Origin of the sequence: Erwinia persicina (genome assembly GCF_019844095.1) — a bacterium.
Classification (GTDB): Bacteria; Pseudomonadota; Gammaproteobacteria; order Enterobacterales; family Enterobacteriaceae; genus Erwinia; species Erwinia persicina.
Window position 1 is genome coordinate 1,368,337 of record NZ_CP082141.1, and the last position, 26,012, is coordinate 1,394,348.

At 54.3% G+C, this 26,012-nt stretch carries 18 protein-coding genes, 1 tRNA gene and 2 pseudogenes; 18 read left to right on the top strand and 3 right to left on the bottom strand.

The window, feature by feature from the left end; translation table 11 throughout:
• Window positions 1–8: 8 nt before the first annotated feature.
• Entirely contained in the window at window positions 9–218 is a 210-nt protein-coding gene (locus K6L24_RS06250) for a hypothetical protein (protein WP_062743051.1), read from the bottom strand.
• A gap of 210 nt (window positions 219–428) precedes the next feature.
• Here K6L24_RS06250 and K6L24_RS06255 point away from each other — a divergent pair, with 210 nt between their 5' ends.
• Window positions 429–1,676, top strand: a complete 1,248-nt coding sequence (locus K6L24_RS06255; RefSeq protein WP_062743050.1) for a mechanosensitive ion channel family protein — start codon at window positions 429–431, stop codon at window positions 1,674–1,676.
• 54 nt (window positions 1,677–1,730) lie between these two features.
• Here K6L24_RS06255 and K6L24_RS06260 read toward each other — a convergent pair whose 3' ends face one another.
• Window positions 1,731–3,674, bottom strand: coding sequence for a methyl-accepting chemotaxis protein (locus tag K6L24_RS06260; RefSeq protein ID WP_062743049.1), 1,944 nt, complete (start codon window positions 3,672–3,674; stop codon window positions 1,731–1,733).
• 749 nt (window positions 3,675–4,423) lie between these two features.
• Between K6L24_RS06260 and K6L24_RS06265 the strand changes: the two genes are divergently transcribed.
• From K6L24_RS06265 to tssJ, 17 genes and pseudogenes are all read left to right on the top strand, one after another.
• Entirely contained in the window at window positions 4,424–5,362 is a 939-nt protein-coding gene (locus K6L24_RS06265) for a pectate lyase family protein (RefSeq protein ID WP_062743048.1), read from the top strand.
• Window positions 5,363–5,539: 177 nt separating this feature from the next.
• Window positions 5,540–5,881, top strand: coding sequence for a hypothetical protein (locus tag K6L24_RS06270; RefSeq protein WP_222682059.1), 342 nt, complete (start codon window positions 5,540–5,542; stop codon window positions 5,879–5,881).
• A gap of 42 nt (window positions 5,882–5,923) precedes the next feature.
• Entirely contained in the window at window positions 5,924–6,121 is a 198-nt protein-coding gene (locus K6L24_RS22280) for a DMT family transporter (RefSeq protein ID WP_245006721.1), read from the top strand.
• Window positions 6,122–7,021: 900 nt separating this feature from the next.
• Window positions 7,022–7,359: pseudogene (locus K6L24_RS06280) on the top strand (type VI secretion system contractile sheath small subunit); the annotation flags it as partial.
• 29 nt (window positions 7,360–7,388) lie between these two features.
• Window positions 7,389–8,729: a type VI secretion system baseplate subunit TssK gene (gene tssK / locus K6L24_RS06285; protein ID WP_222682060.1), complete on the top strand. Its 1,341-nt coding sequence runs from the start codon at window positions 7,389–7,391 to the stop codon at window positions 8,727–8,729.
• A complete protein-coding gene (gene tssL / locus K6L24_RS06290; RefSeq protein ID WP_118663582.1) occupies window positions 8,726–9,415 on the top strand; it encodes a type VI secretion system protein TssL, short form in 690 nt (229 codons plus the stop codon). The genes tssK and tssL overlap by 4 nt, the downstream gene beginning before the upstream one ends.
• Window positions 9,412–11,136, top strand: a complete 1,725-nt coding sequence (locus K6L24_RS06295; RefSeq protein ID WP_222682061.1) for an OmpA family protein — start codon at window positions 9,412–9,414, stop codon at window positions 11,134–11,136. The genes tssL and K6L24_RS06295 overlap by 4 nt, the downstream gene beginning before the upstream one ends.
• A gap of 178 nt (window positions 11,137–11,314) precedes the next feature.
• Window positions 11,315–11,415 (top strand): annotated as a pseudogene (locus K6L24_RS22460) (Clp protease N-terminal domain-containing protein); the annotation flags it as partial.
• Window positions 11,416–11,481: 66 nt separating this feature from the next.
• Entirely contained in the window at window positions 11,482–13,977 is a 2,496-nt protein-coding gene (locus K6L24_RS06300) for a type VI secretion system Vgr family protein (protein ID WP_222682062.1), read from the top strand.
• 1 nt (window position 13,978) lies between these two features.
• Window positions 13,979–15,025, top strand: coding sequence for a T6SS immunity protein Tli3 family protein (locus K6L24_RS06305; RefSeq protein ID WP_062743042.1), 1,047 nt, complete (start codon window positions 13,979–13,981; stop codon window positions 15,023–15,025).
• Window positions 15,018–16,958, top strand: a complete 1,941-nt coding sequence (locus tag K6L24_RS06310) for a T6SS effector phospholipase Tle3 domain-containing protein (RefSeq protein ID WP_062743041.1) — start codon at window positions 15,018–15,020, stop codon at window positions 16,956–16,958. The genes K6L24_RS06305 and K6L24_RS06310 overlap by 8 nt, the downstream gene beginning before the upstream one ends.
• A 71-nt stretch (window positions 16,959–17,029) precedes the next feature.
• Window positions 17,030–17,293: a PAAR domain-containing protein gene (locus tag K6L24_RS06315; RefSeq protein ID WP_072277382.1), complete on the top strand. Its 264-nt coding sequence runs from the start codon at window positions 17,030–17,032 to the stop codon at window positions 17,291–17,293.
• Window positions 17,293–18,723, top strand: coding sequence for a hypothetical protein (locus tag K6L24_RS06320; RefSeq protein ID WP_062743040.1), 1,431 nt, complete (start codon window positions 17,293–17,295; stop codon window positions 18,721–18,723). Before K6L24_RS06315 ends, K6L24_RS06320 begins: the two co-directional genes overlap by 1 nt.
• 5 nt (window positions 18,724–18,728) lie before the next feature.
• A complete protein-coding gene (locus K6L24_RS06325) occupies window positions 18,729–22,133 on the top strand; it encodes an ImcF-related family protein (protein ID WP_222682063.1) in 3,405 nt (1,134 codons plus the stop codon).
• A 202-nt stretch (window positions 22,134–22,335) separates the two neighbouring features.
• Window positions 22,336–24,090: a type VI secretion system baseplate subunit TssF gene (gene tssF / locus K6L24_RS06330; protein WP_062743038.1), complete on the top strand. Its 1,755-nt coding sequence runs from the start codon at window positions 22,336–22,338 to the stop codon at window positions 24,088–24,090.
• Complete coding sequence (gene tssG / locus K6L24_RS06335; protein ID WP_222682064.1) at window positions 24,054–25,139, top strand: type VI secretion system baseplate subunit TssG; 1,086 nt, start codon at window positions 24,054–24,056, stop codon at window positions 25,137–25,139. The genes tssF and tssG overlap by 37 nt, the downstream gene beginning before the upstream one ends.
• On the top strand, window positions 25,117–25,662 hold the full coding sequence (tssJ, locus tag K6L24_RS06340) for a type VI secretion system lipoprotein TssJ (RefSeq protein ID WP_222682065.1): 546 nt from the start codon (window positions 25,117–25,119) through the stop codon (window positions 25,660–25,662). The genes tssG and tssJ overlap by 23 nt, the downstream gene beginning before the upstream one ends.
• A 233-nt stretch (window positions 25,663–25,895) precedes the next feature.
• Here the strand turns inward: tssJ and K6L24_RS06345 are convergent.
• Window positions 25,896–25,970: transfer RNA gene (locus K6L24_RS06345), tRNA-Arg, on the bottom strand.
• Between the last annotated feature and the right edge of the window lie 42 nt (window positions 25,971–26,012).

Sequence of the window (26,012 nt, forward strand, 5' to 3'; positions counted from 1 at the left end):
TTCTGGGGCTAGCGAATATAACCGCGGATCACATCTGCAATGGCTTTGTTTGCTTCGCGCCCGTCGCGATGCTCCACCTCTTCCGCAATTTTCTCCAGGTACTTATTCAGTTTGCCGCCCGTCGGCACATTGCCGTAAGCGATCAGCATCTGCACAATATTTCTCAGGGCAAGAACCTCAAGGGAGAGGCGTTCAACAACGGCGTCTTTATCTGGCATGGGATGCTCCGGTACAGCAGTCAACAATAATACTGCCAGATTACCCGCCTGCGCGCGGAATCAATCCGTTGAATATCGCTGTTTTTCGCGGCGATTAGGCGCCTGGACATATCGCCTTCGGGACACATCGGCAAGAGACGGTTACCAGTAAGGCTTGAACCTGCCTTCGCCACAGGGCATGATCGCGCCTCGCTTTAAAAAGGAGGCTTTATGCCGCAGTTGACCGCGATTCTGAAGCAATATGGAATAAATCCTGATCACACCACCTCGCTGATTATCATTTTTGGCATTATCTTTCTCACAGCATTAATCGTTCACTTTATTCTGCACCGCATCGTCCTGCGCGCTTTTGAACGGCGGGCCAACAGCAGCAGCCATCTGTGGCTGCACATCATTACCGGCAACAAGCTTTTCCACCGCCTCGCCTTCACCGTGCAGGGGATGATCGTCAATATTCAGGCGCTGCTGTGGCTGCAAAAAGACAGTGATGCACTACTGATCGTCACCACCTGCGCGCAGCTGTGGGTCATGCTCTATGCCCTGATGTCATTCTTCTCGCTGCTGGATGTGATTTCTGGCCTGTCCCACCGCTTTGCCTTTGCCGCACAGTTCCCGCTGAAAGGGATCTTCCAGGGCGTGAAGCTGCTGAGTGCCATCGTGATTGGCATCATGATGATCTCCCTGCTGATTGGTAAATCACCGGCGATCCTGATTAGCGGGCTGGGGGCCATGGCTGCCGTGCTGATGCTGGTGTTTAAAGACCCGATCTTAGGGCTGGTGGCCGGCATCCAGCTCTCAGCCAACAGTATGCTGAAGCTCGGGGACTGGCTGGAGATGCCTAAATACGGTGCCGACGGCGCGGTGACCGATATCGGCCTGACCACGGTTAAGGTGCGCAACTGGGATAACACCATTACCACCATTCCGACCTACGCCCTGGTGTCGGACGCGTTTAAAAACTGGAGCGGCATGTCGGCCTCCGGTGGGCGTCGCATTAAGCGCTGCATTAACATCGACAGCACCAGCATTCGTTTTCTCTCGACGGATGAGGTGAATAACCTGATGCAGGCGCGGCTGCTGAAGCCCTATATGGCGTCACGTCAGGAAGAGATTGCCAGCTGGAACGGGAAAGAGGGGGCGGAGGCGTCAGTGCTCAATCAGCGCAGAATGACCAACGTCGGCACTTTCCGCGCCTATCTGACCGAGTATCTGCGCCAGCATCCGTCGATTCGCCAGGATATGACGCTGATGGTGCGTCAGCTTGCGCCGGGCCCCGAAGGCTTACCGGTAGAGATCTATTGTTTTACCAATACGGTGGTCTGGCTGGAATATGAGAGCATTCAGGCGGATATTTTTGACCACATCTTTGCGGTAATCGGCGAGTTCGGTCTGCGTATTCATCAGGCACCGACCGGCAGTGACGTGCGGGCGATTGCCGGAACGGTGAGCTCTGAATAAAAAAACCGGTGCGCCCTGCGGCGACACCGGATGGTTTATTCACGGTCAGTCGGTTTAATGGGTGGCCTGCGCGGTGCGGAATACGGCAACCAGCTCCCGCAGCTGAATGGCTCGCGCGGCCAGTTCATCCGCTGACGAGGCGGACTGCTCTACCAGCACTGCATTCTGCTGGGTCACCTGGTCCATCTGGTTGACCGCAATGTTGATTTGCGAAATACCCGCGCTCTGTTCCTGAGACGAGGCGGAGATTTCGTTCACCAGCTGCGCGGTCTGCTCAATGGCCCCTACGCTTTGCTTCACTTTATCCCCTGCATCCTGCGCCATGGCGATCCCCTGACGGGCATTATCCACCGACACCCCGATTAACTGCTTAATCTCTTTAGCCGCGGTTGCGGAACGCTGGGCCAGCGCTCTGACCTCGGCGGCTACGACGGCGAATCCTTTGCCGTGTTCTCCGGCTCTGGCCGCCTCAACGGCAGCATTCAGCGCCAGGATATTGGTCTGGAAGGCGATGCTGTCAATAACGCTGATGATCTCTTCAATCTGCCCGGCGCTGGCGCTGATTTTCTGCATCGACTGCAGGACAGACTCCATCGCTTCCCCCCCCAGCAGAGCGGCATCTGTAGCGGAGCTTGCCATACCGGCGGCATAGCGTGTGTTATCCGCATTTTGCAGAATGATGGAAGAGAGTTCCTCCATGCTGGCGGCGGTCTGTGCCAGCGAAGCCGCCTGCTCTTCCGTCCGCGCAGACAGGTCGCCATTACCCTGGGCAATCTCTTCCGAAGAAGTGGCAATCGTCGTGGCGTTGTCTTTAATGTCTGCCACCAGCAGTGAAAGGCGCTCACGCATCTGCATCAGCGATCCAATCAGTCCGGCCATTTCGTTGTTGCCCGTGACGGCCAGGCGGGAGGTTAAATCGCCGGAGGCCACATCCCGGGCAACCTTCGCGGCATCGCTGACAGGGCCGGTGATGGAGCGGATGATATACACGCCGAGGATCACCACAAACAGAGCCAGCACGGCCAGTACGCCGAGTAACTCGACCTGCGCCAGGCGATGCGTGCGGATTTGCTCTGACAACATCCGGCTGATTTCGTCACTCGCTTCAAGACCAAAGGTGTTGTACTGATTGATTGCCTGGGTGAAGAGGGCGACAAACTCCGCTGGCTTGAGATCGGTTTTGGTCCGGTTTACAAATACGTCTTCAGCAATTTTTAAGGCTTCGCTGGCCTGCTTCAGCGCCGCTTCCCCTTTACCACCGAATTTCGCGCGGACCTCTTCATCTGTCTCTAATGACTTCATCAGATTCGCATTATACAACCGCAGGGCATTTCGCCCGTTGCGGATCTGAAACTCCATACGAGCGTAATCGCTGTCCTCGATCCCGTCTTTTTTTGCCAGAAGCGACGTACCACGGGCACGGATCTGACCCAGCGTTTCCGTTAAGTCAGGCAGGCGGCTGAAGGAGCTGATAATGAACTGATAGGTATTTAAATCGGCATCCAGCGACAGGCTGTAAAAATCGAGCACGTCAACATTCAGATCCAGCGCCGAGCGGATCACCTCTGCGTGACGATTCAGGCTGGTAGCCAGCGTCAGATTGCGGCTGTCAATATCGCGCTGCAGCTGCTCCCACTCGGCGGTCAGCGCGTTGAAACGTTGCAGCAGCGCATCATTATGACTGGTGGCACTTAGTGTGGTGAGAAGGGCGGCATTGAGCTGGTCAATCCGGGCTTTCAGTGCCAGACGATTCGGCGTGGCGGGATCATTGGTCGCGATAGCAATGGCCGCTTCTGCCCGGTGGCGCTGCATCAGATTAAGCAGGCTCAGCATCTCCTTTTCAACGGGAATACCCTGTAACTCTAATTCCTTCACGTTGATCTGCTGATTCCCTTCATGAATAAATAGCCAGGAAGGAACAGCAAATAACATCAATGCAAAAAGTGCAAGAAGCAGAAATTTAGCAGGCAAATTAATGTTGTTGAGGAGTCTTTTCATTTTTAAATTTCACTTATGTTCAATATGATTTTCAGTCAAACCACGGGTGAGGGAATTAAAGTTATCTTGGGGTTTTACAACTAAAAAAATCATTGTTTCCATGTGTCAGTTATATAACTCAATTCTGCGAATGAGTTTCACTATCGGCCTATAAGTAAAGCTTCTTGATAGTGCGTTGAATTATAGTTTCAGATGGATGATTGTCTACGATCAAAATAGATGATATTTATTAATAGAAGCATAACATGTTATTTATTTTAACTTGTTGTTATTTAAGGTTTTTAGTTGGTTTTTTCTTCAGCGCTCTCGACAATGAAAAGTCAAAGTGTGTATTATTTTTATCATTAAAAAAACAAACTAAAGTTTGAATTAAAGATGCCGATAAGGGATGTTTTTGAGACATTTGTCTTATTTATCCCCGAAAGGAACTTCATGAAGTGAACATAACCTTCGACTGCCATCGGCCCTTCTTAAATAAGAAGGATTGCTGAAGGGGTAATATATTCTGTTACATTTAACCACCCTGCCTTTACAAAGCCCCTGTCAAAAACGCCATTATGTTTGCCAGTCGACCAGCGGAATGGACTGACTGGCCGGGGGTTTTTTCGATGACGTATAACTAGCCCATACCTGGCCACTGGCGGGTTAGCCGATGTTATTAGTCATACAGACTGATAGCGGAAGGCTCTGTCGACAGGATGTCGTATCACGGTGTTTACACCATAACGCAATGCGTATAAGGGCTTTTTATGACATATCCAACAAGTAAGCTGAATGGTCTCGTCGGTTTTGCCAAAGCGGCCAATGTGACGGGCGGCTGGAACGGGTCCGTAGTGGAAATTAACTCTCTGGCCCAGCTTATCCAGTATGCGGGCGACAGCACGGCGCGCGTGCTGGTGATTAACAGTAATATCACCGCTGCCACGCTGACAAAAGTCAGCCTGGGGGCGAATAAAACCATCGTGGGTTCCTTCCAGAACCGGACGCTGAACAACATCCATTTCCGGGCCACGACTGCGTCGCAGAACATTATTTTACAGAACCTGATTTTCCAGCACTCGGTGAATATCAAAGACAATGATGATATCCAGCTTTACCTTAATTACGGCAGTAAATACTGGATCGATCACTGCTCGTTTGTCGGCCATAGCTGGTCCGACGGCGACGGCAGCCTGGATAAGCTGGTGTATGTCGGAGATAAAGCCGACTACGTAACCATCAGTCACTGCTACTTTGGCAACCATAAATATGGCCTGATCCTTGGCCATCCTGCAGATGATAACAACGCGGCCTATAACGGCTTCCCACATCTGACCATCTGCCACAGTTACTTCGAAAATATGCAGGTTCGGGCTCCCGGCCTGATGCGCTATGGCTATTTCCACGTTTACAGTAACTACATTAACAAGTTTCAGCTGGGCTTCACCCTGGCGCAAAATGCCAATATCCTCTCGGAGAATAACTATTTCGGTGAGGGGAGTGCGAACAAAGGGATGCTGGATGATAAAGGGACAGGCACCTTTACAGATACGGGCAGCATACCCGCTATTACCAACCAGAAGTCACCCAAAGCGCAGTGGACGGCGTCGTCCAACTACGCTTACAGCGCGAAGTCTGCCAGTGAGGCGAAAACCTTCGCGGCGGCTAATGCCGGAGCGAAGTCAACAACGCTGGTGTTTGGCGGCTGAATACCTTTACCCGGGCCCGCGCAAGCGGGCTTTTCTGTCTGTTAATGCGAGAGTCAGTGACGTGAGAGCGGGAGAGGATGTCTCAATTATCAGGGCTACTGGCTCGGTGAAGGGCGGCGGACGACTTTTGAGAATACCGCGATCTTCCTCTTCAGAGCATCAGGGCAGGCAACATCAGTGTGTGAAAATCAATTCGCCGCTGAAGGCCTCATGGTTTGCTCATGGAACCGGGGCCGTCATCGCCCGGGCGCTGCTGATGCTACGATTTCGCACTCTCCGTCCTTTGAAAGCGGTGCCTGGAGCCGGAACACCGCCAAAAGGGAGTTATCTGAGGGGATCCCCGGCGCGCTTACGGTTCTGCTGGCCGCGATCGCCGTAAACAGTCCGCTGGAGTTGGCCGGCACGCTGGGACTGATGCTGACAGGGCAGATCGTTTTCGGTTTGATAGCCGATCTCAGGGAATGGTTGGCGTCATTAAATGCCGCTTTACTCTGCTGGATTTTTGTTCAGTCGCATTAATTCTATGCGGCAGTGCACTACTTATAAAATACAGGTAATCTCATGATAACCTATATTATTAATTCCTTACTGAATGGTGTTTGCATCAGCCTGAGTCGCTCACTGAATGGTCGCCTGAGCATGGGGCGTAATGCCTTTTATGCTTCCTTATGGAATCATATTGTCGGCTTTATTTTTCTGAGTTTAATTTTGTTTGTTCAGCGCGATGATATGACATCATTCCATTTTAATGCACCCTAGTATGCGTATAGTGGTGGTGCCATGGGTGCGCTGTTTGTCGCAGTTAATAGCTATATTTTACCGCGACTGGGATCCACTCAGCGGCGATGTTGATCATCAGCGGGCAAATGATCTCGGGGGTGATTACAGACAATCTGAGTCACCCTGATGCTATGTTATGGATTCAGCTCCTCTCCGTCGTGATTATTGTATCGGGCATCTGGCTTTCAAACGTTCCGCTGCAAGAAAAAAAGAAGCAACCGCGACTGAAAATAGCTTTAAGGTAAAAGCACACCGATAACCTTTTTTATTAATTAACAGGACGGCTGCGAAGCCTCAGGCAGGGTAAGCTAAAAAACCACCTTATGGATAACTCTGCCTGAAAAAGGCAAGAATATGACCGCGAGCCATTTCGACAATCTGTCACGTTACAGGCTGACCACTTTCCGTTGCTGAAAGAGAGAGGCATCGGCGAACGTCTTAATGCTGTGACCCACGCAATAGCCGCCGCGAGCTGATTTACAGTGCCCCTGACGTTGAGGGGCCTTTCTCCTTAAGCGTCGGCATCGACGCCTGCATTCCTTCTCATATTACCGTTCACCCTACAGCCATAACTTCGACATAAAAGTGTTTCTTTTAGTGGCCAAATATTGATTTTCATCAATTCAAAATCGATTTATTAACATGTTCCCGTGTTCTTTAACTATCCCGATATAAATGTTTGTTTGTTGTATTGCCAATAGTTTAATTCGCTGGTGTGTTAGGGGGTGATGATTAACGTTTAGTGTAAAATTCTTAAGAATTTTCTTGTTTCTGGTGAGGGTTCGGTAAATTTGATTTTATGTCGATCATTATTCTATTATCGCATGTGAACACCCTGAGTCTAAAAAGTATCCATAGCGATACATTGAGGCGGGTGAGATGGCTGATAGTTTCCAGAATGAAGTGCCAATGGCCGGTGTTAATCTAAAACGCGATGTGCATACGGGGGGCAAGCAAGAAGACTGAACTCACCCTGAAATTACTGGTGGCGGGAGATTTCAGTCATGGCCAGGGAACTGCACCATTATCTGAGTGCAAAAGGTGAATAGGAATAAAAATAACTTTGATCCTGGGCTTTCCGAATATTCCCAAAAGAAAATCTGACCGTTAAAAACACGCTTACCGGTAACGGTAGTGAAGAAAACATCAGTTTGATATTCCAGAACAAGAAAGATTTTTCTCCAGAGCAAGTCTCCCGGCGACTCCCCAGCGGAAGGCCATGCTCGTAACATAAGGCAGGAAGCCGATGAAAACGGAACAACCGTTATGGGGCAGGGGCGTGATGATCGCTCCCCAGCATTTCCAGCAGCAGGTCGCGTATGGAGCCTGGTCTGCTGAAGGTATCGCCCGGATGGGGTTATTACAGCCCTGGGGCGTGATCAATGTCGCTTTCGAACCGGAAACACTGAAGCTGGGCCGTCTGCAGGCCCGTCATCTGCACATCCGTTTTCAGGACGGGACGCTGATTGATACAGACAATGCAGATACTCTGCCACCGGTGCTGTCACTTGAAAGCATTACGCATGAGGTGGTGGTCCTTCTGGCGCTTCCACTGCTGCGGGCGAATGGTGGCAACTGCCTGAAACCCGATGAGGTGGCCGAGCGGCCTGTTCGCTATCGCCAGCGCTGGCGTGATGTCCGCAATACTTTCGGCGACGATACCCGCCAGATCGCGGTGATGCAGCCAGAGCTGACGCTGCGGTTTGCTCATCAGAACAACAGTGATTACCTGTGCTGTCCGGTCGCCCGACTACAGCAGGATTCGCAGGGTTCCTGGCAATGTGATGAGACGTTTCTCCCCCCGCTCCTGACCCTCCAGGGCAGCCGCTGGCTGACGACCCAACTGGAGCAACTGATGATCCAGTTGCGCGCTCGGCTGAGCCGTCTGATGGCGATGCGCCGTGAAAGCAATGAGCGTATGGCCGATTTTGCCGTGGCTGACGTCTCCCTGTTCTGGCTGCTCAATGCCCTGAACAGCGCAGAGCCTGTACTGGGGCAGTTTCAGCGCCATCCGCAAAGCCCGCCTGAGCGTCTTTACCCTGAACTGGCACGACTCGCAGGCAGCCTGCTGACCTTCTCGCTGGCGCATCAGGTGAGCGCGATACCGGTCTGGCAGCACGAGCAGCTGAATGACGTCTTCCCGCCGTTGTTCGATTTACTGGGCGACCTGCTGGAAGCCAGCCTGCCGTCGCGGGTGGTGGCGATTGAGCTTGAGCATGATGCCCGGCTTCACTTCTGGCAGGCTCGTCTGCATGACCCACGCCTGCGCGAAGGCGCTGATTACTATCTCTCCGTGCGTTCACCAATGCCGGTGGCACAACTCCAGGAACAGTTCCCGCGCCAGTGCAAGGCGGGTAGCCCCGATCATGTCAGGAGTATCGTTAATTCATCGCGGGTGGGGGTGCCTCTGGTGCCGCTGCGTCATGTGCCGGCTGCCATTCCACTGCGTCTGGAAAACCAGTATTTCAGCCTTGATGTCTCTCATCCACTGGCCATTGAAATGCTCCAGGGCGGGACCTGTATGTTTTATGTTCCGGGAATGCTGGGCGAGCCTGAACTTGAACTCTTTGCGGTATTAAGAACATGAGTGAGCGTAAATGCGGCGCTGCCGCATCCATTGATATTGATTCCCTGCTTCAGGACACCTGGCTTCAGGTTATCAGCCTGCGCCACGGCCCGCAGTTTCAGGACGGTGAAGGCCGGATGCTGTGGGAGCGCTGCATCGCTGATGTGGAGCGCGTGCAGCGTGAGCTGAAAGCGAGCGAACTCGATGAAGCCAGCTGTCAGCATATTCTCACCGCGCAGTGTGCGCTGCTTGATGAGGCGGTCAAAGGTCGGGGCGTAGAGGATGACGCCTGTGTGCAGTGGTATGACATTCCCCTGCAGGGACACTTCCTCGGCACCATGGACGCCGGTGACACGCTGTGCGATCGGATGCGCGATGTGCTGCGCGAACCGGTGCCTGACCACGCCGTCGTGACCTGCTTCCAGCGGGTTATGATGCTGGGGTTCCTCGGCAACTTCCGCTCTCTGAACGACCCGGAGCGCCAGAAACTCGTCAACGCCCTCAGTGAACAGGTTACGCCGTTCAGCTATCCACACACTCATCCGGTACTGGCGGAAAGTCCTGCCGGCCGGGGAATGGGCGTCTGGCTGGCGTCATGGCCCGTGCGTATTGGCCTGAGCGTGTTGGTGGTGGCTGCACTCTGGTGGGGGCTGGATCGCTGGCTGGATCAGACACTGCTGACCCTGTTGCCGGGAGCCATGAAATGAGTCCTGTACAACAGCGCGGGCTTGCGCTGTGGGCTGCCCTGCTGAGTGCAGTGGTCTGCCTGGGTTTCCTGCCGGTCACCCGACTGGTTTCTGTGCTCCTTCTGCTGGCAATGCTGGGGCTTATCATGGCGTTCTGGGTTGTCGCCCGTCGTCGTGCGGATCACGATGTCAGCCTGCGTCTGGATGACCTTCCGGACGCCACTTACCGGCAGCCCGTGGTGCTGGTCTGCGGCGATCTGCCGCTGGCATGTATGCAGCAGTCACCGGTGCTCACTGTCACGCAGGGGTGCTGGATCCGCGTGGAAGATCATCAGGACCCGGAGCAGGTCGCCCGCCAGGTACTGTGGCTGCGCCCAGACTGGGGACGTCAGCTGTCGGTGATGGTCAGTGTCTGCCCGCAGAAACACGCTGACAGCGATCGCCTTACCAGTCGCCTGCTGGCCCTGCGCTGGCAAATCAGCCAGCTGCGTAAAGAAACCGGTCATTCTGTGCCGCTGATTCTGAATGGTCAGATCGGCAGTGCGATGACAAATGACATGCTGTGGCAGGCCGCTATTCCGGAGGAAGGGGTAAGGGTCTGGCGGGCGTGTTCAGCGCCGGGCTCAATTGCTGCATGGGTCACTACCGGCGGGACGCCTGCGATGCAGCAGCAGGTGCTGATGAACAGCCTGATGAGCTGGTTCCATCAGCACGTCAAGGCCGTCTTTATGGATGAGAACCCCGATGTTCCGATCATCGCCCCTGCTGCCGTGCTGTGGGGAATGGGACCGATCCTTGCCGGAAGTCTGGCCACATCAGCCTGGACGGCGTGGCTTTCCCGGCACACCGCGATGCAGCAGGTGACGGGCTGGCAGCCGGTAGGAACTGACAGCACGGTGATTTCCCCCTTCCCGGATTTTATCCTGCCGCTACTGCCGAAAGGGCAAGGCCTGACGCCGCGCGGACGAACCTGGCGTTGTGCGCTCGGGATCTTCACGCTGGCGGCCATTGCCGCGCTGCTCAGCAGTGGCTGGAACAATCGCCAGCTGCTGCAACGGGTGGGTTTTGATATTGCCCGCTACAACCGTATCCCCATGCATGATTTCGCACCAAAAGCCGACGCCGTTTCCGTCCTGCGTGACGATGCGGCACAGCTTGATGACCTGGCGCGTAATGGCGTACCGGCCCGGATGAGCCTGGGTCTGTATCGGGGGGAGCGCCTGCGAATGCCTGTGCTGGAGGCGATCCGCTCGTATGTGCCTCTTCCGGCGCCGTCTGAACTGCCGTCTGAACCGCAGCCGAAAGCCAAACCGGCCCCGACAATTGTGCGGCTCGACAGCATGTCGCTGTTCGATTCCGGCAAGTTCGTGCTGAAAGCGGGATCCACCAAAATGCTGGTGAATTCACTGGTCGGTATCAAAGCGAAGCCGGGCTGGCTGATTGTGGTAAGTGGCCATACCGATAACACCGGCAATGCGGGACTGAACCAGGTGCTGTCCCAGAAACGTGCCGAAGCGGTGCGTAACTGGATGCGGGACACCGGCGATGTGCCGGAAAGCTGTTTTGCGGTGCAGGGTTATGGTGCAAGCCGTCCTGTCGCAACCAATGATACCCCGGAAGGCCGGGCGCGGAACCGTCGTGTCGAAATCAGCCTGCTACCCCAGGCCGATGCCTGCCTGCTCCCGGGCAAACCTTCAGCATCAGCGCAGGATGATGACGTTTCACAACACTTTCGAGAGTAGTCCAGGGACCGCATCCTGACGGGCAGTCTCTTCTGCCCGTTCTTTGCTCAACGCCTGGCCGCGCGGGTTGAGTAAGGAAGCCCTCAAACTGCCAGCCCGACCGTATGCGCTTTGGTCCCCTTAAGAGGAAACAGCGATGGGCGGTAGCGTGTCCGGGAACCGACAAAGAAAAGGATTTATGGGACATCCAGCCATTCTGTTGCGACGTCTGACCCCTACTGTGCCCGTGCGGTGGAAGGCGCGGCTTCGCTCTGCCAGACCCGTGCCCATGCGGAAATTCACGCCGGGCTGACGCGAGGAAAAGGGTATCGGGCTGGCGTTTGATCTTACACAAGGAGTGTACATATGAGCAGTAATCCCACCATCATATTCAGCCACAGCCACCACCTGCTGGCGGTAAAAGGGTGTGAGTCAGCCCTCGACGTACTGGCCTTTGAGGGCGATGAAGCCCTGAGCACGCCGTTCAGCTACCGGATTGAATTTACCAGCGGTGACCATGCCATCAGCAAAGAGATGATGCTGATGAAAGCGGCCTCCCTGACGCTGCAGGCCCCGGTTGACCAGGGTTTCGGCATCAAAATGCAGCAGGTGGTGCGCACCCTTCAGGGCGTGGTGAGCGGTTTTGAACGCCTCAGCACCTCCAGGGATGAGACCCGTTACGCCCTGACGCTCCGGCCCCGCCTGGCGCTGCTCGACCGTTCGCACCAGAACGCGATTTATCAGGACATGTCGGTCCCGCAAATCGTCGAGAAAATCCTGCGCGAGCGTCACAGCATGCGCGGTCAGGATTTTCTGTTTTCGCTTGCAAAAGAGTACCCGCGACGCGAGCAGGTGATGCAGTACGGCGAGGATGACCTGCACTTTATTACCCGCCTGTTGGGTGAGGTGGGTATCTGGTTCCGCTTTACCACCGATACGCGCCTGAACATCGACGTGGTGGAGTTTTACGACGGTCAGCAGGGGTATGAAAAAGGCCTGACCCTGCCGTCGGTGCCGCCGTCGGGCCAGCATTCGGCAGGGGGGGACTCGGTGTGGGGGATGGAGAGCCATCATAACGTGGTGCAGAAGCAGGTCAGCACCCGTGATTACAACTACCGCCAGGCCACGAACGACATGAACACCCGGGTGGATGTGACCCGCGGGGATGCCACCACCTACGGGGATGCGTATCACTATGCCGACAACTACCTGACGCCGGGAAGCCACTATGACCGCAACCCGGCCCCGGAGTCGGGGGCGTTCTTTGCCCGCATCCGCCATGAGCGCTACCTGAACGGACAGACGCAGACGCGGGCCGTCACCAGCTGCCCGACGCTGGCCCCCGGCCAGGTGCTGAGGGTCACCGGCGGCATTGAGGTGGCGGAGGTCTTTGCTCATGGGGTGGTCGTTACGGCGATGCACAGCCATGCGCGGCGTGACGAGGACTTCTGCGTCAGGTTTGACGGCATCCCGGACAGCCCTGATTTTTGCTTCCGCCCGCAGCCCGGCACCCGCCCGGTGATGGCCGGCACGTTACCGGCCCGCGTCACCAGCACCACCGAAAACGACACCTACGGGCATATCGATAAAGACGGCCGCTACCGCGTCAGCATGCTGTTTGACCGGGATAACTGGGATGCGGGGTTCGAGAGCCTGTGGGTACGCCAGTCCCGCCCGTACGCCGGCGATACCTACGGCCTGCACCTGCCGCTGCTGGCGGGCACCGAAGTGGCGATTGGTTTCGAGGACGGCAACCCGGACCGGCCGTACATCGCCGGCGTGCTGCACGACTCTGCGCACGGCGACCACGTCACCATCCGCAACTACAAACGTAACGTGCTGCGCACGCCCGCCAACAACAAAATCCGCCTCGACGACGAGCGCGGGAAAGAGCATATCAAGGTCAGCACCGAGTACGGCGGCAAAAGCCAGCTGAATCTCGGCCATCTGGTCGACGGCGAAAAACAGCAGCGCGGCGAGGGCTTTGAGCTCAGAACCGACAGTTGGGGAGCCATCCGCGCGCAGAAAGGGATATTTATCAGCGCGGACGGGCAGGCTAAGGCGCAGGGCCAGGTGCTGGCGATGGAGCCAGCACTTGCGCGGCTGTCAGCGGCATTAGTGGAGATGGAATCACTGGCAGCAAGTGCACAACAAGCCCAAGCACTGGCTGCCGATGTCAGCCGTCAGCAAAAACTCCTCAAGCAGAAAATCGAACAGCTGCATGAAGAGGTCATCTTGGGCAGTGCGCCGAAAGGGATGGTGCTGGTGAGTGGTGAAGATATGCAGCTATCGGCCAGTGAGAATCTGATGCTGACAGCGGGTAAGCAACTGGATATCGGGGCCCAGAAGGATTTCACTCTGGCTGCTGGTAAACAACTCAGTCTATACAGCCGTGAGGGTGCAAAACTATTCAGCTCGAACAACGATATTGATATTCAGGCACAGGGCGGGAATATCACCACCTGGTCCACGCATGACACGCATATTTCGAGTGGCAAGAAACTGGTTGTTACGGCACAGGATGAGCTGACGATGATATGCGGTGGTGGTTATATCAAAATAACAGGTGGAAACGTTGAGATTGGCGGACCAGGCAAATTATTCATTAAGAACTCGGGTATTAAGAAAGCGGGTTCAGGGAGTCTGCAGGGGGTGATGAAGTCGTTTGAGCCCTCTACGTTTGATGAAAAGTTTGTTATCAGAAATGCGCTAACAAAAGAACCTGTACCAGGTAAAGCGTACAAAATAACTATGCCAGATGGTTCTGTTGTTTCAGGTGTGACGGATGCTTCGGGAGCAACGTCACTGAATTCATCTGATGTTATTGACAATATGCTCATTACTCTGATTAAGGCGCAATAATATGAAATGGAATCAGTCAGACAGAAAAGTTATTACCATTATAGTAATTACAGGTATTGTGCTTTACGCCATTTACAAAGGCTTGCAGTTCCTGGCAGGCGTCAGTATGGGGGCCAGTTTTGGTGTTGGGCTGGGTGGGATGAGTGGAACTCAAAAGGTAGAAGAGTCACGAAAATTTGAAACCGATGCCCCATCTCAAATTATTTATCGTATAGATAAAAATCGATACCTGACACTGGAGAACTACATCGCTTGTGATAAGGGTGGGCAGGTTTATTACAATGACTCTCAGCGGGGAATAAAAACCCAGTTGGGATGGGATACGGATTTTTATGATTTCTCATATCGGCGGGGTAATAATATTTCGGCTTATCAGGGGACCATTATTAATGGCGCAGACAATGGTTACCTGGCATTTCCAGGCGCTTCTACCAGACAATATTGTGGCAGTGGTCGTTCAGAAACAGGTTGCCCTGTGTTTTTCTTCTTTTCAGCGGATTATGGGAAAACCTTTATATATAAAATTGTGGCTAAGGAATACAGCACCCCTGCACGTTTTAGTCAGCTTAAAGTTGTAGTGGCGAATGATGGGGTTTATTTAAGGGATGAGTCAAAGGATGAGCCTTTATATGATAACTACAGACGATCTTACGATGATATTTCAAGGGTTGTTCACTATAGCTATGATTCCGGAGCGTTAATTAATGATTATGATGTTTGGAATAAGAAGATTAGTGATTTAGTGAAAAAAGAGCTTTTGAGAAAAAAAGTTCCTTATGCTGAGTTGTATAGCTCACGGTTTGACATTTATTCATATGCTCGTGCACTTAAACCGGCCCTATCGGATGACGATGTTAATAATATGGTCGATGAACTTAGCGATATCATATCTGATGTGGAGAAAAGCTTTTATAAGAACAAGATCACATTTCCTTCATTGTTGGATTTTAGTGTTAATGATCAGTATCAATGTAATGTAAGTAATAAAGCAACATATGCTACCTATGTTTCTAATAATGGCAAGAAAGAGGTGATTAAAGTTGACTAGTAAGATTGAGCCTGTTCGGGAGCTTGAGTGTCAGTTTGATGACAATGGACATCCTTCATGGTCTTCTTTTCCCTCACATAAAAACTGCCAGATTAGAGGCGGGTGTGATCTACCACCACACTTGCCCGGGATTATTATTTTAGTGCATGGTGTAAACTCTACGGGAGAATGGTTCAAAAATTCTGAAGATAATTTATGTTCCGGATTAAATAAACGTTTAGGACTTAGTGACTCATGTTATGCCATTAAACCAAAGAGTTACGATAGTGATGAAAAAATAGCGTATGAACCGCTAGTCGAACGGACCATTCCACTGACACGAAAAGAAGAGAGAGACTCTCCTGTTATTCGATTTTATTGGGGATACTCATCAGTTAAAGGTGAAGAGGATAAGTATATTATTCCTTTGGCGAATAGACAGGGTGTTGATTATCACCAACTAAAAAGAGATGGGATGCCTCACGACATTATTTTGAAGCAAGGGCCATTTTTTTGGGGCGGTGGACCATTCCAAAACGGTACAAATAATCTGCACTCTTTATGGAGTGAAAAAGGGTTTAAAGAGAGAGTCGCAGGTTTCAAAGTTCAGTGGTTTAATGAAGACAAAGATCGCCTTTTAACCAATGCCCCACCGCGAAAATATTACTCGCATGCGGCAAAACGTCTTGCGGATCTTGTCGACAGTATTCGTGACAAATATCCCAAAGATACGGTTACCATTATTTCTCACAGTCAGGGAACGATGGTAGCAATGGCTGCGGTCGCGATTGCTGGGCAAGCACCTGATGCACTGTTTGTGCTTAATTCCCCTTATGCACTGGATCACAACGATCTCAATGGCGCCTCGCTTCCTGCTGAAGAATGTATTTCTCCTGAAGGGCGGCAGAGCACATTATCTGCGATCGTTGACAAGGTTGCTTCCAGAAAAAATCACCTGTCATCACTCGGCTATGAGGGGCTTTGCGTAGGTCAGACAGCAGATAAAAAAAACTGGCGACCTGATGTTTCTATTACTGGTGAAAATAGCGCCAGTCTTGCCGAACGAGATAACCATGGGCGCACATATATCTACTTTTGTCCTCATGACCGTGTTATGGGGTCACGCCCGCTACGTTCAATCGGCTGGCAAGGATTACCCAATGATTCTCAGGGGCAACCCCATCCTTTACTGAAAAAACATCAGGGAAATTTATTTCAGCGCATGCTTGCACGCAGTACACCCTGTGGCGATGCACCTAATCCCGAAACACCATTCACAAAATTGCCGGATGGAAAACCGTTCTGGGATGATAAAGGTGACAAGTATCAAAGCAGCAGTTTCACCTATCCGGACCCTCCTGAATGGCAAACGGTTTTTATTAATGCTGAAAAAGTCCCTGAACCTATATATGCGGAAAAATTAGCTGATTTTGATGTATCACGAGTGGGAATGGAACATGACGCCAGGCAAATAGATGGCTGGGGAGAGGTCAACCCGGATAAAAAAATTAAAAACGACAATACCTATGACAATTACATCAATTTATACCCCAATCAGGATATTGTGATTGGCTTTAAAAACGTGGGTACGGAAGCGGAACCCCGAATGGTTCCCATAACCCGTAAAGAAACTTTTGAAGAAAAAGATCTTCGCCTGCGAACGTATGTTTCTCAGCCAACGGATCATAGCACTCTGCCAATGCATGCAGAGTTCATGTCGCAGGTGGTTGCATATGATTTACCTATTGGGTATTGCGATGCTACCTGGGATAAGGCATTTATGGCCGATTTACGACGAAAAGCGGACTGGGTGCAGGGTGAGGATCCTTATCTCTTCAGTGGAATGCCCGACAAAGTGCCTGAACCTGACTTAATTAGCCGAGATACGGTCACTGATGAATTTAATAAAGCGCAAAGTAATCTTCCTGCTTACAGAGCTGTAAATAAGGCATAAATATATTTTACTGATTTGGCGTGCTTTATAAAGTTAAATGAAATATTTAATTATAAAGAAGGGAATGGAAAGTGGGGAAAAACGTTGTTGTTTTAGGAGATGCCACTACACATGGCGGTAAAGTCACATCAGCCTCATCCAGTTTCGATATTTCAGGGAAGAATGCTGCTCTTTTAAACGATACAGTATCTTGCCCTGAGCACGGCACAAATAAAATTATTGAGTGCGATATTTCTGCGTATGAAGAAAATGGCCGAGGGATCGTTTTGCATAACTGTAAAACACAGTGCGGGGCGAGCCTTATCGCAAGCATGCAGGATATGGAGGTTGGCTGATGGGATGGTCTCTGCCGGAGGTGACTGAAAAAGAACAGGCACCGGTCTGGTCGCCGTGGGTTTGTCTGCTGATTATTATCCTGGGTCTTTTCATTGGGTTGCTTGTAGCAGTGTTGAAATCACCATCAACAGGGTTACCTTCGTTGAGCAGCGGGTACTGGTTACCACTGACGGCTAGGACATTTGCAGGCATTTTTGCAGCTATTGCTATCTACAGCTTCTGGTGGGAAACGCTGGCAATTGGTGTCTGGAACTGGAATGAATGGTGCCGTAACACACGTCTGAAGTGGCGCTTACGTGCGCACCAACATCACGTCATTCTTAGCCATGTTTTTATCGCTGCCGATACGGGCTTGTTGTCTCGCCTTGCACATACACAGGGAGGAGATAGCGCGGACACGCCGCCTTTAACGTTGTTGCCGGATGCCGCCATCACGCCCGGCATTTCACGTTTTGAGCAGCTACTTCGTCATCTTATTGCTCAGATAACACCTTCGATTCGGCGGCGATATCCTTCTGGCCTGCTCCAGATTATTGTTCTGACCAATGGCAGCGACAAAGATCGTGAATCTCAGTCTTTCCATCGTATCTGGACAGCAGGATCCCACCCCTGGAAAGTCGAGATTCATTTTCAGGACGCAGACTCATCCTTTGATGAATGGAATAAATTTGTCGGGTCCTCAAAGAGAGCAATACTAGTTCTAGCGATGCACTACCGCCAGCCCGACGATGTTCTGCAGGAATTTGCCACTGCGTTATTTTTGATTCCCCCGTCAATGCTGAATCCTGGTGAACAAAAAAGTACCTTACGGTTATTCCGGGCAATGCCGCTGAATACCAGTGCGCTCACAGCTGAACTCTGTGAGTTGCGCGATATGGCTGACCTTCCTGCAGGTAAAAAACATCTTGTCTGGTACAGCGGGTTGTCAGATGCACCGCGGCAGTCAATGAACAGAGTACTAAACGACCTTTCGATCTCACTTTATGACGGTATTGGCACTGGTGGCGTCATTGATTATGACACTGCATGCGCCCGCTATGGCTGTCTTGCCAGTTGGGCCATGGTGGGGGCTGCCGCTGAAATGGCCGAATATGGACCCGCCTGCCAGTGGTTGTTGCTGGAAGACGAACATGATGCATGGGCTGTTACGCTTGGAAATGCCGCTCCCGTGGTTGGGCAAGATCATTTCGTTATCCCGCCCCCCTTTCCCGGGGGCTCTATTCTGATGGCATTGCTGCTTAATATCGGACTGTACAGCCAGATAAGTCGCTATTTCCCTTCAATGGCATTTTCTTGGTCGGGGATCACTCTCTTGTTGTTGTCACTGGTTGTAACATTACCCGGGATCGCCTTTTTGCTGCGACGTGTTACAGCCCGTCTCCAGCGCCCCTTATTTATTAGGGCTGCACGACAGTCCGGAAAGGAATAACCGGCATGAAAAAGTCCTCAAATCTCCTAGGGGTGGGACTCCTGATCCTGCTCGTTCTGCTTCTGGTGCTCTTTGCTCTGGCACAGACAACGCAGTCACCATCCGGAGACGATGAAAATATGTTCTGGTACGTGGTGGCATTCTTTGTAGCCCTGACTGCGCTGTTGTGCACCCTTATCTTCTTTACGTTGTCCCGACAAAAAAATCCGTCTCCTATCACGCCTGACGACGAGATCAACAAAAATGAAGAGCAAACGACGGATCCATATGATTTTTCAGCGCTTAATAAATATCTCCGAAGACGTTACTCTCTGTTCTGGCGCCGCAAGGTCCGTCTGCTGCTGATCACCGGCGACGAAGCCGCCATCGAACAGCTGATCCCCGGCCTGCAGGAAAGTCAGTGGCTTGAAGGCAACCGTACCGTGCTGATTTACGGCGGCAGCCTGGCAGCAGAGCCCGATCGCGAAAAATATACTGCACTGCGCAAACTGCGCCGGGGTCGTCCACTGGACGGAATTGTCCGCGTATTACCGGAGTCGCTTAACCTGACACCACAAATCAGCGACAACGATTTACGCGGTCTGGAAAAAATCAGCGAGCTGCTGCGTTATTCCGCCCCGGTCTGGCTGTGGCAGCTGTGCGGCAGTAGGTGGTCGCAGGCAAAACGCACTGAACAGACGGTAGGGGCCAGTTTCCCGCTGCGGGCCACAGCCGGTGATATTACCCGCCAGCTTGAGCTAATGCTGCCGGCCCTGCGGACGCAGGGGGTGAGTCAGGTCGCGGAAAACAACAGTCACGACTTTCTGCTGCGCCTGGGCCAGCACCTGAAAGAGGGCGGTATCGCCCGCTGGACGCAGCAACTGGTACCATGGCTGTCCGTCTCACAGCAACGCGTTCCGCTGCGAGGCTTGATGTTCAGCCTGCCGGAGAATACCTCTGCTGATATCGCAACGTTAACGGCCAGCGCGGAGGGATTAGCCCCGGGATCACGGCGTCATGCGCTGCCCCTGCCCGCCACCTGGCAGGGTATCGTTGACGACTGCACCCGGCTACGAGGCCGCCGTGTCGGTATGGCCTGGGAGCAGACGCTCGCCTGGACACTGATGGCCATAATCGGCGTCTGGGGCGCGGGGCTGTTGCTCTCGTTTGCGCTGAACTACGGACAAATTTCTTCTGTAGCGGCAAAAGCCCGAAACCTGGTGGAGCATCCCGCTGTTTCCGATAGTCAGCTCACGGCCCTGCACATCCTGCGTAATGATGCCGGTCGGCTGCAGCACCGTATTCAGGATGGGGCCCCCTGGTATCAGCGCTTCGGTCTGGATCATAACCGGCAGCTGCTCGCTGCGGTGCTGCCCTGGTATGGCGTGGTGAATAACCGCCTGATCCGCGACCCGGCCAGTGCGGCCCTGACGCAGAAGCTCAGCGCGCTGGCAGGCTCTGCACCCAACAGTGACCGGCGGGCACAGCTGGCGAAGCCGGGCTATAACCAGCTGAAAGCCTGGCTGATGATGGCCCGTCCGGATAAGGCCGACGGCGCGTTTTACGCGCAGACCATGAAAAGCGTGCAGCCAGCGCGCACGGGTATCTCAACCGGCCTGTGGCAAAGTCTTGCGCCGGATTTATGGGCATTCTACATCGCCGCACTGCCAGAGCAGCCGCAGTGGACAATCACGCCGGACACGCAGCTGGTCAGCCAGAGCCGCCAGGTGCTGCTGCAGCAGATAGGACGGCGCAACGCGGAAAGCACCCTGTATGAAAATATGCTCAAATCCGTGCGGCGTAATTATGCCGACGTGTCTCTGGAAGACATGACCGGCGGCACCGATGCCCGCCGTCTTTTTACCTCCGGGGCTGTGGTACCGGGCATGTTCACCCGCCAGGCCTGGGAAGGCGGCATTCAGCAGGCGATCGAAAAAGCGGCGAACTCCCGCCGGGACGAAATTGACTGGGTGCTGAGCAACAGCCGAAAAGCCGTCTCCTCAGACCTGTCGTCGGAAGCGCTGAAAGCACGTCTGACGCAGCGTTACTTCACCGACTTTGCCGGCAGCTGGCTGAGCTTCCTCAACAGTCTGCGGCTTAACCCGGCAAAGAATATTGCAGACGTCACCGACCAGCTGACGCTGATGAGTGATGTCCGCCAGTCGCCGCTGATTGCCCTGCTGAATACTCTCGCCTGGCAGGGGCAGACCGGCCAGCAGAGCGAAGGCCTTTCGGACTCCATCATCAAATCGGCTAAAGACCTGGTCGGTGGAAAAGACAGACCGGCGATTGACCCGTCCGCGTCAGGCCCGCAGGGGCCACTGGATGAAACCTTTGGCCCCCTGCTGCAGCTTCTGGGCAAAAATAAGGGGCGTAACGTCATGTCGGCGGATAACTCTCTGAGCCTGCAGACCTATCTGACCCGCATCACCCGCGTGCGCCTGCGCCTGCAGCAGGTGGCGGGCGGCTCCGATCCGCAGGCGATGATGCAGACCCTGGCCCAGACGGTATTCCAGGGCAAAAGCGTGGATCTGACCGATACCCAGCAGTACGGCAGCCTGATGTCGGCAAGCCTTGGCGAAGAGTGGAGTGGCTTTGGCAACACGATGTTTGTGCAGCCGCTGACTCAGGCCTGGGAGACCGTGCTTCAGCCATCGGCAGCCAGTCTGAATGACAAATGGAGCCGCTCGGTCACGACGAACTGGCACACGGCCTTTGACGGACGCTTCCCGTTTGCTGCGGGTAAGAGCGATGCGTCCCTGCCGATGCTGGCCGAGTTTATCCGTAAGGACAGCGGGCGTATTGAACGCTTCCTGACCACGGAACTCAGCGGGGTGCTGCACAAGGAGGGCAGCCAGTGGGTGCCGGATAAGGTCAACAGCCAGGGGCTGAGCTTTAACCCGGCGTTTCTGCGGGCCATCAATCAGCTGAGCCAGCTGTCGGACATTCTGTTTACCGACGGCAGCCAGGGCATCAGCTTTGAACTGCAGGCGCGTCCGGTAGCGCAGGTGGTCGAGACTCAGCTGACCATTGACGGACAAAAGCTGCACTACTTTAACCAGATGGCCGACTGGCAGTCCTTCCGCTGGCCGGGAGACACGTTTAAGCCGGGGACGCTGCTCACCTGGACGTCAACCAGCGCAGGCGCACGCCTGTTCGGGGACTACAGCGGCACCTGGGGCTTTATACGCTGGCTGGATCAGGGCAGGCGCCAGCAGCTTGACCGCAGCCAGTGGATGATGAGCTTTAGCGCCCCGGATGGTCGCACCCTGCAGTGGGTGCTGCGCTCACAGCTGGGAAAAGGCCCGCTGGCGCTGCTGGATCTGCGCGGATTCACGCTGCCGGATCAGATATTCAGCGTCGACAGCGAGGCGGCGGCGCAGGCGCTGATGGCCAACGCCGCAAACCGTGATACAGACGGGATGGAATAACGGGGAGTTTGCATCACCCACCCTCATCACTGTCAGGCTGCTGTGCATGAAAGCCGTACGCAGCGAAACCGATACCTCACGGCTTCAGCCTGAGATGGATTTGCTGCTGTCCGGTCTGATTGCGCCCGACCCGGCAAGCCGTTCGGTGCTTCGCGGGAAGTGACACGTGGCATACCTTTAAAACACAATTACTCAGGTTCTTATGGATGATTTAACCTTACGTTATTATGACGCTGAAATGCGCTACCTGCTGGAAGCCGGCGAAGAGTTTGCCCGCGCTCATCCCGAGCAGGCGGCAATGCTCAATCTCGATAAAGCGGGCGCGCGCGACCCGTTCGTGGAGCGCCTGTTCGAAGGCTTTGCCTTCATGATGGGGCGGCTGCGCGAGAAGCTTGACGATGATTTGCCGGAGCTCACCGAAGGGCTGGTCAGCCTGTTGTTGCCGCATTACCTGCGCACCATTCCATCGATGTCGGTGGTGGAGTTCACCCCTGACTGGCGCGAAATGAAAGAGCATATGCGTATTGTTAAAGGTTTTGAGGTGCTCTCGCGGCCGATCGGTGAGAAGGGGACGCGCTGCCGCTACACCACCACCAAAGAGATAACCCTTCAGCCGCTGTCGCTGGAGTACGCCCGCCTGTCGACCGATCCTGACGGACGTTCGGTCATTAGCCTGCGCATCAGCTGCAGCCCTCTTGCCGACTGGAGCCGTGTCGATCTCAGTCAGATTCCGTTCTATTTCAACGCCGATGCCCCACTGGCCTGCGCCATGCACGAAGCCTTCACCATGAACACGGCCCGCCTCTGGCTGCGGATGCCGGGTGACGTGGACAGAAGACCGCTGGACGGGTATTTCACCGCACTGGGATTGGGCGATGACGACGGCCTGTGGCCGAAAGGGGACAGCAGCTTCAGCGGTTATCAGCTGCTGCTGGAGTACTTCACCTTCCGCGAGAAATTTATGTTTACGGGCCTGCGCGGGCTGGAAACGGTGATGTTTCCGGCTGAGCTCCCCTGGTTCGACATCGACGTGGTGCTGGCAGAGCGCTGGGAGCATGACTTCAGCTTTACTGAAAAGCATCTGCGCCTGAACTGCGTGCCGGTGATTAACCTGTTCCCGCTGGAATCTGACCCGCTGACGCTCAATTCTCTGCAGACCGAATACATGCTGCGCCCGATGCGCGTGCAGGATGGCCATACCGAGATTTACGCGGTGGATTCGGTGCAGTCATCGAGCCAGCATACCTACGTGCCATTCTCAAGCTTCCGCCACAAGGGGGGGATGATGCGCCATGAAGCACCGGAATATTACTACCACACCCGCGTGCGTCGCGGCCCGTCCGGGCTGCATAACACCTGGCTTATCCTCGGTGGTGAAGCGTTTGACAACCACACGGTGCCGCAGGACGAAAGCCTGTCCCTGACGCTCACGGGTACCAACGGCCAGCTGCCACGCCGTGCGCTGCAGAGCACCGTACTCGATACGGTAATGAAAACGACCTCGGCCAGTATCGCCGTGCGTAACCTGTGTGCGCCAACGCTGCCCTGTTATCCTCCGGCGCAGGACCGTTTCCACTGGCGCGTGCTGAGCCACCTCGGCAGCGGATTCCTGTCCATGATGGACAACGCTGACGTGCTGCGCGGAACCCTGGCGCTGTACGAGTGGACCGACAGTGAGATGAACCGCCGACGCCTGGAAGCCATTATCGACGTGAAGCACGGTGAAACCGAGCGCTTTGAGCAGGGCTACCTGGTGCGCGGCGTGCAGATTGAAGTGACGCTGGACAGTCACGGTTTTGCCGGGCGCGGGGACATCTGTCTGTTTGGCGAGATGCTGAGTCGCTTCTTCGCGCTGTACACCGACATCTATCTGTTTAACCGCCTGATTATCATCCTGCAACCGACCGGAGAGCGCCTGGAATGGGAAGAGAAGCACAACCGCCGCATCCCCGGCTGACCCCGCGGCTGGAAGCCGATCTGCACCGCATTAACTTTTACCGTTTATGCCAGCTGCTGGAGAAGCGGGATCCGGGCAGGCCACTGATGGGGTCGACCAGTCATCCCGCCGACGACCCGGTGCGGTTTGCCCCGCATCCGGGGATGGGGTTTCCGGCCAGTGAACTGAAGGCCGTCGAGTACGATGAGGACGATGACAGTAAACCACCGGTCATCCGCGCCACGTTTATGGGGATGTACGGCGTGGATTCGCCGCTGCCGACCGCCTATCTTGATGACATCACCCGGCGCCGGGAGGGGCACGAAGCCCTGCAGGACTTTCTGGATATCTTCAGCCACCGCATCCTGACGCAGTTCTATCGCATCTGGCGGAAATACTCGTATCCGGCCACGTTTGAGCCGGGCGGTAGCGATACTATCTCGCAGTCACTGCTGGGCCTGGTGGGGCTGGGCATTCCCGGTACGGCAGAACATATCGCCACGCCGGTGTCGCGCTTTCTGGCGCTGCTTGGCGTACTGCGCCAGCCGGGCAAAACCCAGGAGGGGATGCAGGCACTGGTGAGCCTGCTGGCACCCGATACCAGAGTACAGGTGAGTCCTTACTGCCTGCGGCCTGTAGAGATTGCTCAGCCCCTGGGCTTCTGCGGCGATGATGACTTTCTGCTGGACGGCAATACGCCGCTGGGCGACGAGGCGATGGATGCCAACAGCCAGCTGCTGGTTGCGCTGTCCAGCGATAACGAACAGGAGTCGCAGGGCTGGAAACCTGACGGCCTGCTGTATCAGGACTTTCTGGTGATGCTGCGGGTCTGGCTCGGCTGGCGCTTTAAGGCAAAAATCACCCTGACCACCCGGACCCGCCTGCTGGCCGCTTCGCCGCTCGGCGAGGGCCCATTCTGGCTTGGGATGAACGGCGTGCTGGGCGCGGAAGACGAAGACCTCCCGGACGATTTCCCGCAGACCTTTACAACGGAACTGGGCTATTACACCGGCCTGCAGCCCGCAACACCACAACAAGGAAACCGACGTGTTACGTACAAGCTTGACTAAATCCACGCGCTGGCTGTTACCCGTGCTGGCCATCGCACTTACCGGTTGCGGACTGACGCAAAGCGTCAGCGATGGCACCCAGTCGGCCTTTCGCGCGGTGTTTTATAAAAAGATTAAGGTGCTTCATCTGGATTTCACCGCACGCGAGGCCCTCAATACCGACGCGCGCGAGAACCACTCCTTGTCTGAGTCGGTGGTGGTACGAATTTATCAGCTCAAAGACATTAAAACCTTTAACAGAAGCGTCTATCAGCAATTGTTGCATGAGGGAGAAACGACGCCTGGCGCGGATTTACTGGTCACTCGCGATGTCGTGGTGAAGCCGGGGGGCGATGTGTCGCTGGATATGCCCATGGAAAGCGATGCGAAATATGTGGCGGTTGTGGGGCTGTTCCGTCATCCGGATACGCTGAAAAACAGCTGGAAGCTGACGATTGACCGTGAAGCGCTCGATGCTGACAAGGCGCGGGTGATTGAAGCCAGGGATAACCAGCTGCTGTTGTTACCGCTTAAGGATCAATAAAGCCTCATCCCCCTAACGCACCCCCGCGGTATGAAATGCTTTACGGCAACTACAGCGGCGGACTGGGTTTGCATCACGTCCGCGCCTCAACAGGCCATGACAGACTCGCGCCATTGTTAAGCTGATGAGGGTTTTCATGTGTTTTAGCGTCTTTAACGGGAATGTCAGATGTGAGTGATTTATCTGGTTATCAGGGATTTTTAGACTTTCTGGAACGTGCCGGGAAGGGTAAATGGTGTCCCCTGCAGGAATCGAACCTGCAACTAGCCCTTAGGAGGGGCTCGTTATATCCATTTAACTAAGGGGACAGCGGCGCGCAGTATAGCGCAATTCATGCCGCAGATTAACCA

Coding starts and splice junctions, on each gene's coding strand:
- K6L24_RS06250 (WP_062743051.1), bottom strand. CDS start 218: ATGCCAGATAAAGACGCCGTTGTTGAACGCCTCTCCCTTGAGGTTCTT.
- K6L24_RS06255 (WP_062743050.1), top strand. CDS start 429: ATGCCGCAGTTGACCGCGATTCTGAAGCAATATGGAATAAATCCTGAT.
- K6L24_RS06260 (WP_062743049.1), bottom strand. CDS start 3,674: ATGAAAAGACTCCTCAACAACATTAATTTGCCTGCTAAATTTCTGCTT.
- K6L24_RS06265 (WP_062743048.1), top strand. CDS start 4,424: ATGACATATCCAACAAGTAAGCTGAATGGTCTCGTCGGTTTTGCCAAA.
- K6L24_RS22280 (WP_245006721.1), top strand. CDS start 5,924: ATGATAACCTATATTATTAATTCCTTACTGAATGGTGTTTGCATCAGC.
- tssK (WP_222682060.1), top strand. CDS start 7,389: ATGAAAACGGAACAACCGTTATGGGGCAGGGGCGTGATGATCGCTCCC.
- tssL (WP_118663582.1), top strand. CDS start 8,726: ATGAGTGAGCGTAAATGCGGCGCTGCCGCATCCATTGATATTGATTCC.
- K6L24_RS06295 (WP_222682061.1), top strand. CDS start 9,412: ATGAGTCCTGTACAACAGCGCGGGCTTGCGCTGTGGGCTGCCCTGCTG.
- K6L24_RS06300 (WP_222682062.1), top strand. CDS start 11,482: ATGAGCAGTAATCCCACCATCATATTCAGCCACAGCCACCACCTGCTG.
- K6L24_RS06305 (WP_062743042.1), top strand. CDS start 13,979: ATGAAATGGAATCAGTCAGACAGAAAAGTTATTACCATTATAGTAATT.
- K6L24_RS06320 (WP_062743040.1), top strand. CDS start 17,293: ATGGGATGGTCTCTGCCGGAGGTGACTGAAAAAGAACAGGCACCGGTC.
- K6L24_RS06325 (WP_222682063.1), top strand. CDS start 18,729: ATGAAAAAGTCCTCAAATCTCCTAGGGGTGGGACTCCTGATCCTGCTC.
- tssF (WP_062743038.1), top strand. CDS start 22,336: ATGGATGATTTAACCTTACGTTATTATGACGCTGAAATGCGCTACCTG.
- tssG (WP_222682064.1), top strand. CDS start 24,054: ATGGGAAGAGAAGCACAACCGCCGCATCCCCGGCTGACCCCGCGGCTG.